The sequence below is a fragment of the Pseudomonas sp. JAI111 genome (genome assembly GCF_024809425.1).
Classification (GTDB): Bacteria; Pseudomonadota; Gammaproteobacteria; order Pseudomonadales; family Pseudomonadaceae; genus Aquipseudomonas.
This window is the reverse complement of the sequence record NZ_JANUCB010000011.1, coordinates 133,301-146,481: the sequence shown is the minus strand read 5'-3', so window position 1 is coordinate 146,481 and position 13,181 is coordinate 133,301. Positions and strand designations below refer to the sequence as shown.

At 59.4% G+C, this 13,181-nt stretch carries 14 protein-coding genes and 1 pseudogene; 8 read left to right on the top strand and 7 right to left on the bottom strand.

From position 1 onward, the window contains the following. Positions 1–74: 74 nt before the first annotated feature. Positions 75–227 (top strand): annotated as a pseudogene (locus HNR03_RS27255) (S1 RNA-binding domain-containing protein); the annotation flags it as partial. Between the two features lie 165 nt (positions 228–392). Here HNR03_RS27255 and HNR03_RS27250 read toward each other — a convergent pair. The 3 genes from HNR03_RS27250 to HNR03_RS27240 form a co-directional block, all read right to left on the bottom strand. After that, positions 393–866 carry an LEA type 2 family protein gene (locus tag HNR03_RS27250; RefSeq protein ID WP_259157155.1) on the bottom strand — a complete coding sequence of 158 codons (474 nt, stop codon included), beginning with the start codon at positions 864–866 and terminating at the stop codon, positions 393–395. A 59-nt stretch (positions 867–925) separates the two neighbouring features. Then, complete coding sequence (locus HNR03_RS27245; protein ID WP_259157152.1) at positions 926–2,398, bottom strand: nucleobase:cation symporter-2 family protein; 1,473 nt, start codon at positions 2,396–2,398, stop codon at positions 926–928. Positions 2,399–2,596: 198 nt separating this feature from the next. Continuing rightward, complete coding sequence (locus tag HNR03_RS27240) at positions 2,597–3,490, bottom strand: LysR family transcriptional regulator (protein ID WP_259157150.1); 894 nt, start codon at positions 3,488–3,490, stop codon at positions 2,597–2,599. 101 nt (positions 3,491–3,591) lie between these two features. Between HNR03_RS27240 and HNR03_RS27235 the strand changes: the two genes are divergently transcribed. Further along, positions 3,592–4,683 carry a polyamine ABC transporter substrate-binding protein gene (locus HNR03_RS27235; RefSeq protein ID WP_259157148.1) on the top strand — a complete coding sequence of 364 codons (1,092 nt, stop codon included), beginning with the start codon at positions 3,592–3,594 and terminating at the stop codon, positions 4,681–4,683. Between the two features lie 13 nt (positions 4,684–4,696). After that, positions 4,697–5,656, top strand: coding sequence for an agmatinase (gene speB, locus HNR03_RS27230; RefSeq protein ID WP_259157146.1), 960 nt, complete (start codon positions 4,697–4,699; stop codon positions 5,654–5,656). 90 nt (positions 5,657–5,746) lie between these two features. Here speB and HNR03_RS27225 read toward each other — a convergent pair whose 3' ends face one another. Beyond that, positions 5,747–6,799 carry an aldo/keto reductase gene (locus tag HNR03_RS27225; protein WP_222587003.1) on the bottom strand — a complete coding sequence of 351 codons (1,053 nt, stop codon included), beginning with the start codon at positions 6,797–6,799 and terminating at the stop codon, positions 5,747–5,749. A gap of 202 nt (positions 6,800–7,001) precedes the next feature. Here HNR03_RS27225 and HNR03_RS27220 point away from each other — a divergent pair, with 202 nt between their 5' ends. The 5 genes from HNR03_RS27220 (at position 7,002) to HNR03_RS27200 (ending at position 10,451) form a co-directional block, all read left to right on the top strand. Then, positions 7,002–7,718 carry a YafY family protein gene (locus HNR03_RS27220; RefSeq protein ID WP_222587002.1) on the top strand — a complete coding sequence of 239 codons (717 nt, stop codon included), beginning with the start codon at positions 7,002–7,004 and terminating at the stop codon, positions 7,716–7,718. 52 nt (positions 7,719–7,770) lie between these two features. Further along, the gene (locus HNR03_RS27215; protein ID WP_222587001.1) at positions 7,771–8,112 is read left to right on the top strand and encodes a nuclear transport factor 2 family protein; all 342 of its coding nucleotides are present in this window, start codon (positions 7,771–7,773) and stop codon (positions 8,110–8,112) included. A 26-nt stretch (positions 8,113–8,138) separates the two neighbouring features. After that, positions 8,139–9,257 (top strand): cell division protein ZapE, encoded by a 1,119-nt coding sequence (gene zapE, locus HNR03_RS27210; protein ID WP_259157142.1) that lies wholly within the window; start codon positions 8,139–8,141, stop codon positions 9,255–9,257. Positions 9,258–9,275: 18 nt separating this feature from the next. Continuing rightward, positions 9,276–9,857: a DinB family protein gene (locus tag HNR03_RS27205; RefSeq protein ID WP_222586999.1), complete on the top strand. Its 582-nt coding sequence runs from the start codon at positions 9,276–9,278 to the stop codon at positions 9,855–9,857. A gap of 102 nt (positions 9,858–9,959) precedes the next feature. After that, a complete protein-coding gene (locus HNR03_RS27200; protein ID WP_259157244.1) occupies positions 9,960–10,451 on the top strand; it encodes a GNAT family N-acetyltransferase in 492 nt (163 codons plus the stop codon). Positions 10,452–10,508: 57 nt separating this feature from the next. On the opposite strand, the gene HNR03_RS27195 is transcribed toward HNR03_RS27200, so the two are convergent. The 3 genes from HNR03_RS27195 to HNR03_RS27185 form a co-directional block, all read right to left on the bottom strand. After that, positions 10,509–10,718 carry a hypothetical protein gene (locus tag HNR03_RS27195; RefSeq protein ID WP_259157140.1) on the bottom strand — a complete coding sequence of 70 codons (210 nt, stop codon included), beginning with the start codon at positions 10,716–10,718 and terminating at the stop codon, positions 10,509–10,511. Between the two features lie 200 nt (positions 10,719–10,918). Then, entirely contained in the window at positions 10,919–12,664 is a 1,746-nt protein-coding gene (locus HNR03_RS27190) for a phosphoethanolamine transferase CptA (protein WP_259157138.1), read from the bottom strand. Positions 12,665–12,858: 194 nt separating this feature from the next. Next, positions 12,859–13,041: a DUF6026 family protein gene (locus HNR03_RS27185; RefSeq protein WP_222586996.1), complete on the bottom strand. Its 183-nt coding sequence runs from the start codon at positions 13,039–13,041 to the stop codon at positions 12,859–12,861. Positions 13,042–13,181: the final 140 nt, after the last annotated feature.

Genomic DNA, 13,181 nt, shown 5'->3' with positions numbered 1-13,181 from the left:
AAATGGATAGTGAAATTGAAAAACCTTCATCTGAAATTGAACCGGTAGCTAAAAAGGCCAAAGCATCAGGAGCAGATTTTGGAATATTTATTGGCATGCAAACTGGCATAGATGGATTGGTGCATTTGTCAGATCTCGAATGGAATGAAACGGGGGAGGAGGTGGTCCGAAGTTTCAAAAAAGCAGACGTTAAGCCAGTGAATGGCTTATCTATTGATGAACAACAACCCTGCGATTCTAAAGACAAGATATAAAAATACTGTAAACCCCTGTGGGAGCGAGCTTGCTCGCGATAGCGGTGGATCAGGCAACTGATTTGTTGAATGTGCCGCCGTCATCGCGAGCAAGCTCGCTCCCACAAGGGAAATGCATCGTTTCCAAGCTCCTGCGGTTTACCAAGTGCCAGTCGTAGGCCCTGGCAAGCTCAGTTTGCCCGTGTCCACGAAACGCATCGTCCCAAACAATCCGCCGGCCAGTTTGCCGCGCAGGACGTAGGGAAGATTGTTCAACGTCTGCGTCTGCGTCAGGCCCAGCGTCTGGCGTATCACCGAGAACGCCGAAACGCTTACCGGCACTGTCAGCACGGTTTCGGAAAAGCGTGCGATCGAACCCGATTGATCGCTGACGCCGGAGGCAAGAGGTTGGCCATTGACTTCCAGGTCCAGCGCCACGCCGTTGTAGTCAATCGGCGTTTCGTTGGGGTTTTGCACGCGTATCTTTACGGCGAACCGCACTTCCATGTCCTGGCTCTGCAGCGGTTCGATGCCGACCACATTGATGTTCAACGGGTCGCGATGGGGAAAGAGGGCGCAGGCGCTCAGGGAGAGCAAGAGCAGGGAAAGGATGACGGCGTGGACGCGGCGCATGGACAGGCTCTCGTTCAGAAATAAGGGCTGAACCGCCAACGGCTCGGCCCTTGAGCCTTTTAGCGGGTCAACTGTGCGACCGCCTCAGGCGTTGCGGGTTCACCTTTAGCCGGGACATCGGGATTTTCCATGACCTGTAGGATCGAGGCTTCCGGATCGAAATCGTCTTCTTCCAGCTCGATGAATTCCTCGGGCAGGAAGATGTTCAGCACGATAGCGCACAACGCGCCCACGGTGATCGGCGATTCGAAGATGTTGTGCAACGCCAGGGGCAGTTCACGCAACACCTGCGGCACGGCCGCGACACCCAGGCCCATGCCGAGGGAAATCGCCACGATCAGCATGTTGCGTCGATGCAGGCCGGCTTCGGCGAGGATCTTGATCCCGGCCACCGCCACGGTACCGAACATCACCAGCTCGGCGCCGCCAAGGACTGGCTTGGGCATCAATTGCAGCACCGCGCCAATCATCGGGAACAACCCCAGCAGCACCAGCAGGCCGGCGATGAAAAATGCCACGTAGCGGCTGGCCACGCCGGTGAGCTGGATCACGCCGTTGTTCTGCGCGAAGGTCACCATCGGCATGCTGTTGAACACCGCCGCCATGGCCGAGTTGAGGCCATCAGCGAGCAGACCGGACTTGATCCGGCGGATATACACCGGGCCTTTCACCGGTTGCCGGGAAATCATCGAGTTGGCGGTCAGGTCACCGGCGGCTTCCAGCGGCGACACCAGGAAAATCACTGCCACCGGCACAAACGCCACCCAGTCGAAATTGAAGCCGTACTTGAACGGCACCGGCACGCTCATCAGCGGCACGTCGGGCAGGCTGGCGAAATTGACGTCGCCCAACAGCCACGCCACGAGGTAGCCCAACGTCAAGCCAATCACGATCGCCCCAAGGCGCAGGAACGGTACGTCGACCCGGTTCAATACCACGATGGTTCCCAGCACCAACGCCGCCAACGCCAGGTGACTGGCCGCGCCGAGGTCCGCTGCGCCAAAGCCGCCAGCGATGTCGGTCATAGCGACTTTGATCAGCGACAGGCCCATCAACGTAATGATCGTACCGGTGACTACCGGCGTGATCAGCGTGCGCAGCTTGCCAATGAACTGGCTCAACACCACTTCGATGAACGCTGCGAAAAAGCACACGCCGAAGATGGTCGAGAGGATTTCATCGGTGCCGCCGCCCCGGGCCTTGACCATGAACCCGGCGCTGAGGATGACGCTGATAAACGAAAAGCTGGTGCCTTGCAGACACAACAAACCAGAACCCACCGGGCCAAACCGCCGCGCCTGGACAAAAGTGCCCAGGCCGGAGACGAACAACGCCATGCTGATCAGGTACGGCACTTCGCTTTGCAGTCCGAGGGCGCCGCCCATGATCAGGGTCGGGGTGATGATGCCGACAAAACTGGCCAGCACATGCTGCAGCGCGGCGAAGACCGTGGCGGTGAGGTGCGGGCGATCGTCGAGGCCGTAGATCAGGTCGGAACGGGGCTGGGGTTTTGCGTGTTCGGATGAGGTCACGAGGAAAGCGCCAGGGCCAGGTCAAAAAATGGAGGCGCAGGATGCCAGAAAGACTGCGTTGTCGGAACCTTATCCCGGTTTTACACAAAACCTGTGGGAGCGGGCTTGCTCGCGAAGGCGTCCTGTCAGGTGACAAGGATGCCGGCTGACAGGACGCCTTCGCGAGCAAGCCCGCTCCCACAGGGATTGCAGTGGTTTTCAGGCAAACGCCGCCAGCAAATCCTCTTCGAACGCCTTCTGCGCATCCCCCGGCACTTGCGCACGATGACGGGCCAGGTGAAACGCCACATCGAAACTCATGTCCTCTCGACGCACGGCCCTGAGCAAACCTTTGTCTTCCCAGCTACGGGCAAAGTGATCGGGCAGATAGCCGACGTGTTTACCGGACAGAATAAAGGCGAGGGTGCCTTCGACCTGCTCCGACCTCGCCGAACAGCGCTGTCCCTGGAAGGGCTCGTCAGCCCGCAGGAAACGGTAGGGATGATCGACCCGGTCACACGCCTGCAAGGCCTGGTCGTCCGGCGCATCGTCGGTGAACAGTGGATGCCCGGGCGCGCAATACAGGTGCTGGGTTTCCGTGAACAACTGGCGGTAGTCAAACGCACGCTGCACCTGTGAGAAATAACCGATGGCCAGGTCCAGCCGTTGTTGCAGCAGCAGCCGCTCCATTTCGCCGGGCATGGCGCTGATCAATTCGATGCGCACCGATTCGTCGCGCTCGCGAAAACGACTGATCGCATCGGCCACGCGTTGCAGCACCGATTGATCCAGGGCCTCGGACAAACCCAGGAGCACTTCGCCGATCAAGCGCCCGGCCACACCGTTGGATTGGTGGCGGAACGCTTCGATGGATTCAAACAGGCCGCGCGTCGCTGTGAGCAGCTGTTCACCTTTGGGCGTGATCTTGAACCCACCCTTGCCGCGACTGCACAGGCGATAGCCGAGTCGGGTTTCGAGCTTGGCCATTTGCTGGCTGATGCTCGATTGGCTCAACCCCAGTTCGCCCTGTGCCGCACTGAAGCCGCCGCACTCGACCACCCGCACAAATAAGCGCAGCAGTTGCAAGTCGAGGTCGTGGAGTTGACCGAGCATCAAACATTACTCCGCAATAAAGTCAGGTTAACAAACTTGATATTTCGACAATGTATCGGAGCGCGCACGCTGCAACCACTTCCTCTGGTCAGGTGTTCGTCATGGCTCCCATGTTCAAGCTGTGTTTACCCGCGTTGTTCCTCGCCGTGGTTGCTTCGGCCCAGGCCGAGGAAAAGACCCTCAATCTCTACAGTTGGGCCGATTACGTAGCGCCCGAGACTTTGCAGCGTTTCGAACAGGAAACCGGGATTCACGTGCGTTACGACACGTTCGATGCGCCGGAAGTGCTCGAAACCAAATTGCTCACCGGTGGCAGCGGTTACGACGTGGTCGTGCCGTCGTCCAGCGTGCTGGCTCGCGGCTTGGCAGCCGGTGCGTTAAAAACCATTCCTCACGAAGGCCTGAAGGGCTACGCCAACCTCGACCCGGACCTGTTGGAAAAGCTCGCCGCCGTGGACCCCGGCAACCTCTACGGCGTGCCCTACACCTGGGGCACGCTGGGGCTTGGGGTGAACGTCGAGGCAGTGCAGAAACGCTTGCCGGACAAACCGCTCAATAGCCTGGATTTGCTGTTCAAGCCCGAGTACGCCAACAAACTGAAGGACTGTGGCATCGCGATCATCGATTCGCCTCAGGAAGTCATCGGTCTGGCGTTGCACTACCTGGGTAAAGATCCCTACAGCACCGACAAGAACGATCTCGATGCGGCGCAGACCCTGTTGCATCAGTTGCAGCCAAACGTGCTGTACGTCGCCAGCGGCCGGCAGATCAACGATCTGGCCAACGGCAGTGTCTGCCTGGCGCTGACCTACAACGGTGACGCCAGCATGGCTGCCGATCAGGCGCGCAAGGCCAACAAGCCCTACGAAATCGCCTACCGGATTCCCAAGGAAGGCACCCTCGTCTGGCAGGACAACCTGGCGATTCCCAAGGACGCGCCACATCCCGAAGCGGCCCGCCAGTTCATCGAATTCATGTTGCGCCCCGAATCCGTCGCAGCGTTGACCAACACGCTGTTCTTCGCCTCCGCCAATCAGGCCGCGACGCCGCTGGTGGATGAGGCGGTGCGCACCGATCCGGACATTTACCCGCCCGCCGACGTTCGCGGTCTGCTGTACGCCGACCGCACCATGAACCTCAAGGACATGCGTCAGCGCACCCGCTTGTGGACTACTTTCCGTAGCCACCAATAAAAAGGAATACCTGATGGACGTCCCTGTGCAAAACGATCAGGCCATGACCCGCGACAGTCTTTACGGCACCGCCGCCGAAAGCACCTACGCCGGCATTACCAGTTTCATGCGTCGACGCTACAGCCGTGACTTGCGCGGTGTCGACGTCGCGGTTAGCGGTGTCCCGTTTGACACCGCCACCAGCAATCGCCCCGGTGCGCGTTTCGGGCCACGAGGCATTCGCGCCGCGTCCACCGGGATCGCCTGGGAACGCCACTGGCCGTGGACGTTTGATCCATTCGATCATCTGGCTGTTATCGACTTCGGCGATTGCGACTTCGATTACGGCTCGCCGCACTCGGCGCCGGAAAGCATCGAGGCGCATGCCGAGCACATTCTCAACGCCGGCAGCGCGATGCTCACGTTCGGCGGCGACCACTTCATTACCTATCCGCTGCTCAAGGCCCATGCCCGCAAACATGGTCCGCTGTCGCTGATTCACTTCGATGCCCACAGCGACACCTGGCCGGACGAGGCGGGCAAGCGCGTCGATCACGGCACCATGTTCTGGCACGCGGCCAGGGAAGGGCTGGTCGATCCGTCGCGTTCGGTGCAGATCGGCTTGCGCACCACCAATGACGATCATCAGGGCTTTCAGGTGCTGGATGCACGGCAGGTGCATCGGCAAGGGTGCGAGGCGATTGTCGAAGCGATTCGCGCACGGGTCGGCGATAACCCGGTGTACCTGACGTTCGACATCGATTGCCTCGACCCGGCCTTCGCACCGGGCACCGGGACACCAGTTTGCGGGGGATTGAGCACGGTACAGGCGCTGGAAATTCTCGGCGGCTTGCGCGGGATCAATCTGGTGGGGATGGACGTGGTGGAAGTGGCGCCGGCCTACGACAACGCGGACATCACCTCACTGGCGGCGGCGACATTAGCCATGGAAATGCTCTGCCTTTATGCCGCCAGACATAAAGTGGACCGGTAGCCCCATCATGCGCTAACGCCATCGCGGGCAAGCCCGCTCCCACAAGTACAGCGCAATACCTGTGGGAGCGGGCTTGCCCGCGATGCTGTTTCAGGCGACAGGGATTATCGGAACGTCCAATGTTTCAGCCCCGGTAAATCGCGAATACGACCCGGCAATGGTTTCATGCGGCACACCCATCGCCACAGCGCTGACCTCATCCAGTCGCGACATCTGTTCGGCACTCAATTGCACTGTCAAGGCACCCAATGTCGCATCCAGTTGCTCACGCGTGCGCGAACCCAGGATCGGTATCAGCGCAGTCGTTGAACGCTTGGCCTTTTCTCGCAGCCAGGCAATGGCGACGTGAGTCGGGCTGGCTGCCAGCTCTTCTGCGACGCCGAGCAAGGTGTCGAGCAGGGCGGTGTCCCGTGCGCTTGTTTCGGCATGGATCAGCACGCCAAGTTTAGCGGCGCGGTTGTCGCCGTCATTGCTGCGGTACTTGCCGGTGAGAAAACCGCCACCCAACGGCGACCATAACGTCGCGGCCAGGCCCAGGGCTTCGGCCATCGGCAGCTGCTCACGGTCAGCGCTGCGTTCGGCCAGGCTGTACTCGATCTGAATCGCTGCAATCGGCGCAAAACCGCGCACTTCGGCCAGCACGTCCGCCCGGGCGATGCGCCAGGCCGGGAAGTTCGACAGTCCGGCGTAGTGAATTTTGCCGGCACGCACCAGGTCGTCAAAGCCACGCAGGATTTCTTCCATCGGCGTCACGCCGTCACTCATGTGCGCCCAAAACAGGTCGATGTGATCGGTGTTGAGGCGTTTCAGGCTTTCTTCCACGGCGCGAACCATGTTCTTGCGACTGTTGCCGGTGTGGGAAATGCCGGCGGCGGGCGTGGTGCCCAGGGTGTATTTGGTGGCGATGACCAGGCGATCCCGTTCCGCGGCAATGAACTCGCTGAGCATGGCTTCCGACTGCCCACCCTGATAGCCGTTGGCGGTGTCGATGAAATTGCCGCCGGCCTCCAGGTAGCCATCGAATATGCGCTTGGCTTCGTCACGTTCTGCGCCATGGCCCCAACCGGTGCCGAAATTGCCGGCGCCCAATGCCAGTTCCGAGACCCGCAACCCGGTTTTACGGCCGAAGACTTTGTAATGCATGAGATGACTCCTGAGGAACCGATGCGGTGAATTAGTTAAATGTTTGGCGACATGCATTGAATATTATGCGAGTAATATTTTACGTCAATCGGCTTTTTGATTTATCGCGAAAGGCCCGATTGACGGGGACATTGCTACTGCCAGTTTCTGACAGCAGCCTCTGCTAAGCTCCGTCGACTTCTCAGGAAAGAGACTACGGATCGTGTCGCGTACTACACGTTTACTCACGTTGTTGCAGGTTTTGCGAGGTAAAAGTCGTCCGGTCACGGCGGCAACGCTGGCCAGCGAACTGGAGATTTCCGAACGTACGCTTTACCGCGATATCGCCGAACTGACTGCGCTGGGCGCGCCGATTTTCGGCGAGGCGGGGATCGGCTACGTATTGCGCAGCGGATTGTTTCTGCCGCCCTTGATGCTCAATGCCGATGAAACCGAAGCCATCGTGTTGGGGTTGCGCTACGTCGATCAGCGCGGCGACGAGGTGTTGAGCAAAGCCGCGGCGGATGCGCTGGCCAAGATTGCCGCCGTGCTGGCCCCCGAAGCCCAGGATGCATTGCGCAACCCGACAGTGCTGCCGGGCCCGCCCGGTTATGGCTACCCGCAAAACGCAGTGCCATTGAATGTGTTTCGCCAGGCCATACGTGATCAATCCAAGCTCAACATCGACTATGCAGATGCCAACCAGGTGCCCAGTCAACGGATGATCTGGCCCCTGGCGCTGGGGTTTCTCAATGAAGTTCGGATCATCGTCGCCTGGTGTGAACTGCGCGGCGCCTACCGCACGTTTCGCACCGACCGGATCTCGGCCGCCAGCGAGCAGGGCGAGCGTTATCCGGGGCGGCGCAGCGACTTGTTGCGCACCTGGCGCAAGCAGATGCAACTGGATGAAGCGGGGCGTTTCACTCCTGACAAGAACTGACACAGACGTGTTTTAGGATGGCTCCAGAACCAACAAACAAGGAGCCGTAAACATGTCCAATCCAGCCTCTTCACTGGCGCCCGCCATTGCCGCCTACATTGCCGCCGCCAATGCTCGCGACACTTCGCGGGTCGGCAGTTTTTTCGCTGAGGATGCCAACGTGTTCGATGAAGGACATCACCGGACCGGCACGCAAGCCATCGCCCAATGGATGCAAGACACGGCGCAGCGCTATGAACCCCGGGTCGAAGTGCTCGGCGTGCAGCAGCGCACCGGTAAAGTGCTGGTGCACAACCGGATTTCCGGGACCTTTCCCGGCAGTCCCCTGGAACTGCGCTACATGTTCCGCCTCAACGAACAGGGCAAGATCGCCCGGCTAGACATCTCTCTGTAACGCGAGTGCGTGGCATACTGCCGCGCATGAATGTCGACTCTCCCCTAAGCGCCTGGCAACACGCCATCGAACAAAAGGGCTTCGTCCAGGACGAAGCCCAGGAACATGCCGTGTGGGCGTTGCAGAAATGCCACGAAGCCTTGCACGAAGGGCGCACGCCGATCACCGGGGTTTACCTGTGGGGGCCGGTCGGGCGCGGCAAGACCTGGTTGATGGACCAGTTCTATCAAACCCTCAAGGTCCCGGCTCGCCGCCAACACTTTCACCACTTCATGGGCTGGGTGCACCAGCGCTCATTCCAGCTGACCGGCACCGCCGATCCGCTGAAGGCGCTGGCCCGTGAGCTGAGCGAGGAAGTGCGGGTGCTGTGCTTTGATGAGCTGTTCGTCAATGACATTGGCGATGCGATCATCCTCGGGCGATTGTTTCAGGTGATGTTCGAGCAAGGTGTGGTGGTGGTCTGCACCTCCAATCAACCGCCGGATCAGCTGTACGCCGACGGCTTCAACCGCGACCGTTTCATGCCCGCCATCGAGGCGATCAAGAAACACATGCAGGTGATCGCGGTGGATGGCGGCGAAGACCACCGCCTGCATCCGGGCGCCGGCCTGCAACGTTATTGGGTGGCGACCGCCGGCCAGCCCAGCGCGCTCGCAGATGTGTTCAAGGCCTTGACCGCTGGGCAATCGGTGTCCAGCGAGCCGGTCTCGGTTGGTTATCGTTCGGTCAGCGTTGTGCAGGCCAGCGCCAAAGTGCTCTGGTGCCGTTATGCCGATCTGTGCGAACAACCGTTTGCTGCCATGGACTTTATGGCGCTGTGTGACACCTTCAGCGCTATTCTGTTGAGTGAGGTGCCCAACCTGAGCGCACAAAAGCGCGCCGGACGCATCGCCCGAGGCACCGAAGACGCTGCCGAGCGTGTGGTGGCCGGTGATCGCGAACTGCCGCAATTGTCGGTGCACGACGACGGAGTCCGGCGTTTCATCGCGTTGGTGGACGAATGCTACGACCGCAAGGTGCCGCTGTACCTCGAAGCGCAGGTGCCGATGGCGGCGTTGTACACCGAGGGTTACCTTGAATTCCCGTTCCGCCGCACATTGAGCCGTCTACAGGAAATGCAGCTGCAACGTTTCGCTGAAGCCTAATTGCAAGGAGCCGCGAACATGAATCAGCCCCTGTCTCATCATTTGCTGACCATGGCTTATCAGAACGCCTGGGCCAATCACCGACTCGCCAAGGCCTGGGGCCAATTGAGCGCTACCGAACTGGTGGCGCCGCGTGTCAGCTTCTTCCCCAGCATCAGGGCCACCCTCAATCACATCCTGACGTGCGACTGGTTCTACATGGATGCGCTGGAGCGCGAGCTGCGCGGGGACGAGCCGCACCCCGATTGTTATGTGTTCTTCACCCACGACGAGCCGTTCACCTCGGGCCCCGACCTGCAGCGTGAGCAAGCCCACGTCGACCGTCGACTGATTGCCTACTGCGAACAGTTACGCGATGCCGACCTGGTGCGAATCGTGACCATCGCCCGGGAAACGCCGCAGCATGACAGCCGTTTGCGCATGCTGTCCCATCTGTTCGAACACCAGATTCATCACCGTGGCCAGGTGCACGCCATGCTCAGCGGCACGTCGGTCAAACCCCCGCAGCTGGACGAATTTTTCTGCGCCGGTGAGTCAGGCTTGAGGGCCGCTGATTTTGCCGAGCTGGGATGGACTGAAACGCTGATCTGGGGCGTTTGAGTCAGGTTCGGGTTGTCGACAATTGCGCCTCGCGATAATGTCCGTCGACCTCCCGGCGCGAGAGACGTGTCGGGTCAACCAGATCGGATGTTGACGATGGAAATGGAATCCGCAGAAGTACTTGTCCTTCAAGCCAGCTACACCAATCCGGTGCACGCCGAAGCGATCGGTGTTGTGCTCAATGCTTACGCCCAGGACCCGATGGGCGGCGGGCACGCCTTATCCGATGACATCCTGCAGCGATTGCCGGGTGAACTGGCCAAGCGTCCCCACGCGTTCAGTGTGCTGGCTTTTGTCGATGGCGAGCCGGCCGGGCTGGTCAATTGCTTTGAAGGGTTCTCGACCTTTGCCTGTAAGCCTTTGGTCAATGTGCACGATGTGTCGGTGGTGTCGAAGTTTCGCGGCCGGGGGCTGAGTCAGAAGATGCTGCAAAAAGTCGAGGACATCACCCGCCAGCGCGGCGGCTGCAAGATCACCCTGGAAGTCCTTGAAGGCAATGCGGTCGCGCAGGCGTCCTATGGCAAGTTCGGTTTTGCACCCGGCATGTTCGACCCGGCCCATGGCCGCATGCTGTTCTGGACCAAGGACCTTTAATCTCGCCGCAATCGAGCATAAAAAAGGGCGTCCATCAGGACGCCCGTCTGCCATCGTTTATCTCGGCCTGTAGGTTTCGGTAACTTGTGCGGTTTGATCGTCCGGAACCCTTAGCTCAATCACTTTGCGCTGGATGCCATTGGCCTGCTCTTGTTTAAAGCGCAGGCTCTCGAAGTAATACCTCATGCGTTCGGCGCCACCTTCAGCCAAAGCAGCGGCCGAACCGAACATCATCAGACTGGCGAGGATCAGCGTTATACGTTTCATGGTGTGCCTCCCATTACGGATATCGGGTGCCTGTCTTCCATGAGTCAATGTCGCCGGGACATTATCCGCCGAATCGGTGAATTGGGAATTAACCGCCGCAAAGCTTCCAGTGCTGGCTAACGAGAATTATTGATATTTTAAAATGTGTCCTGCCTGGTAGCGGGACACAAAAAAGGGGCCGGAACCGGCCCCTGAAAGGATTACTGCTTGGCGACTGCCGGGTCGGCTGGCGCGACCTTGGGTTTCATCAGGCTGAAGTCGATCAGCGGATGCACTTGACGCTCGTAAGGGTTGCCGATCATCAATGGCCGCGGCTTGAAACTGTCGCTGACCAGGCTTTTGCTGCGGTCCAGTTCATCAAAACTCAGGCCCGCCAGATCGGCCCAGGTATGGATCAGTTGCGAGCTGCTGTAAGGCCGCCCCAAGTCACCGGCCAGATTCCAGTCGTGGGTCTCACGCCATTTCGGCGAGGCCCACGCCATGAACGGGATGGTGTACATCGGCGCGGTCGGCTTGTTTTCGTTGCGGCCCAGGGTGCTGTGACCCGCTGAGTCGAACACGTCTTCACCATGGTCGGAGAGGTACAGCAGGAAGCCATTCGGATCGGCCTTGGCGTAGTCCTTGATCAGGCTCGAGACCACGAAGTCGTTGTACAACACCGCGTTGTCATAGCTGTTGTACGTCGGCACCTGATCGTCACGCACACCGTCCGGCACACCTTTGCGGTCGGTGAACTTGTCGAAGGTCGGCGGATAACGGTACTGATAGCTCATGTGTGTGCCGAGCAAATGCACCACGATCAGCTTGCGCGGCGCGGCGTCTGCCAGGGCCTTGTTGAACGGTTCGATCACGTCGCCATCGTACTGGGCGGCGTTCTGGTTGCGGTTATTGTTCAGGTACACCTGCTCGTCAGCCTGTTCGGAGAAGGTGGTGAGCATGGTGTTGCGCTTGGTCATGGTCTGCTGGTTGGTGATCCAGAAGGTTTTGTAACCCGCCTGCTTCATCATGCTGACCAGGGATGGCGTGGTCAGGTAAAGGTCCGGGTTTTCCTCGTCGGCGAAGGTCAACACTTGCTGCAACGCCTCGATGGTGTACGGGCGCGGGGTGATGACGTTGTTGAAGACCGCCAGTTGATCCTTGAGCTTGTCCAGTTCCGGCGTGGTTTCACGCGGGTAGCCGTAGAGGCTCATGCGCTGACGGTTGGTCGATTCGCCAATCACCAGCACCAGAGTGGCGGGCTGGTTGGCCATCGTGTCGGTGAGGTTTTTGAGCGGCGCAATCTTGCTCGCGCTGTTGAGCATGTCTTGCATGCCGGCGAGCGTCTGGAGGTAACGGTGATAGGCCACGGCCATCTGCCACGGCACCGCAGGCTCGACGCGGGTCTCGAATTTATCGAAACCGTCAGCGAAGCTGCCCGTGCGCGCGGTTTGTTTGACCAGCGGATAACCAACCACGGCTACCAGAATCGCGGTCGCGGCGACCAAGGCCTGCCAGCGCGGCATATATACCGGGCGCAAGCGCGTCCACAGGAAATAGGCGAACAGGGTGTGGGCGAGGAACGCCGCGACCATCCACCAGGCGAAATACTGGGTCATGTACTCGCCTGCTTCAGCAATGTTCGATTCGAACATGATGAAGATGACGCTTTGGGAGAATTCCTGCTGATAGATGAAGAAGTAACCGAGGCTGGCCATCGAACAGGCCCACAACACCACGCCGATCACTGCTGCCATTACACGCGTCTGCCGAGGGAACAGCAGCATCGGCGCGAGCCAGATGGCGCTCATCACAAAGGCCTGGCGGAACCCGCTGAAACCCGAGGTCCCCGTCAGTTGAATCAATAGTTGGGTGATGCCGGAAAAATACCAGAAGAACAGGAACAACCAGAGAAATCCTGTCCAATCAAAACCTTTCGCAGTCGTATTGCTGCGGTTAAACAAAGCCATTCAGCGCTCCAGCCAAGTATTCACTTCGACCGTCGAGCCTCCCTGCTATCGACGAGCGGAAGCCGCGCGCATACCGCGCGGCCATAGGGCGGCGGAGTATCAACAGGTAAATGTGAAAAATTCGTGAGTTTAAGGCTTGGCAGGTGCGTTGCATCGGAAACAGCAGGGCACTGTTTCCGATTCAGGCGAGCGGATCAGGCGTGGGGAGCACGCTGGGTGACGGGAAAATTCTGAGCGGGGGAGCTTTGTGTGAGTAAGCGCAGCTGCGCGAGCTCCTGCTTCAGCAGGTCGCGCTCTTCTTTCAACTGGCGCAATTCATCACGACGGATCGTGACATAGAGGGTTTGTGCTGGCCGTGCTGCTTGTACTGTGCCCATTGCTCACCTCGCAAATGGCTATCTCAACTGTAAATCCGCCCCGACATCGGTGCTTATTTACTATCGGCCGCGATTTTGATTTCTTTTGCCCCTGAATGGAACTTTTTTATTTTTGATGGTCGGTGTGTCTTCGGCGCGAT

Bases quoted from the DNA above. Each gene is read 5' to 3' on its own strand.
- HNR03_RS27250 (WP_259157155.1), bottom strand. From the start codon at position 866: ATGCGCCGCGTCCACGCCGTCATCCTTTCCCTGCTCTTGCTCTCCCTG.
- HNR03_RS27240 (WP_259157150.1), bottom strand. From the start codon at position 3,490: ATGCTCGGTCAACTCCACGACCTCGACTTGCAACTGCTGCGCTTATTT.
- HNR03_RS27235 (WP_259157148.1), top strand. From the start codon at position 3,592: ATGGCTCCCATGTTCAAGCTGTGTTTACCCGCGTTGTTCCTCGCCGTG.
- speB (WP_259157146.1), top strand. From the start codon at position 4,697: ATGGACGTCCCTGTGCAAAACGATCAGGCCATGACCCGCGACAGTCTT.
- HNR03_RS27225 (WP_222587003.1), bottom strand. From the start codon at position 6,799: ATGCATTACAAAGTCTTCGGCCGTAAAACCGGGTTGCGGGTCTCGGAA.
- HNR03_RS27215 (WP_222587001.1), top strand. From the start codon at position 7,771: ATGTCCAATCCAGCCTCTTCACTGGCGCCCGCCATTGCCGCCTACATT.
- zapE (WP_259157142.1), top strand. From the start codon at position 8,139: ATGAATGTCGACTCTCCCCTAAGCGCCTGGCAACACGCCATCGAACAA.
- HNR03_RS27205 (WP_222586999.1), top strand. From the start codon at position 9,276: ATGAATCAGCCCCTGTCTCATCATTTGCTGACCATGGCTTATCAGAAC.
- HNR03_RS27200 (WP_259157244.1), top strand. From the start codon at position 9,960: ATGGAATCCGCAGAAGTACTTGTCCTTCAAGCCAGCTACACCAATCCG.
- HNR03_RS27195 (WP_259157140.1), bottom strand. From the start codon at position 10,718: ATGAAACGTATAACGCTGATCCTCGCCAGTCTGATGATGTTCGGTTCG.
- HNR03_RS27190 (WP_259157138.1), bottom strand. From the start codon at position 12,664: ATGGCTTTGTTTAACCGCAGCAATACGACTGCGAAAGGTTTTGATTGG.
- HNR03_RS27185 (WP_222586996.1), bottom strand. From the start codon at position 13,041: ATGGGCACAGTACAAGCAGCACGGCCAGCACAAACCCTCTATGTCACG.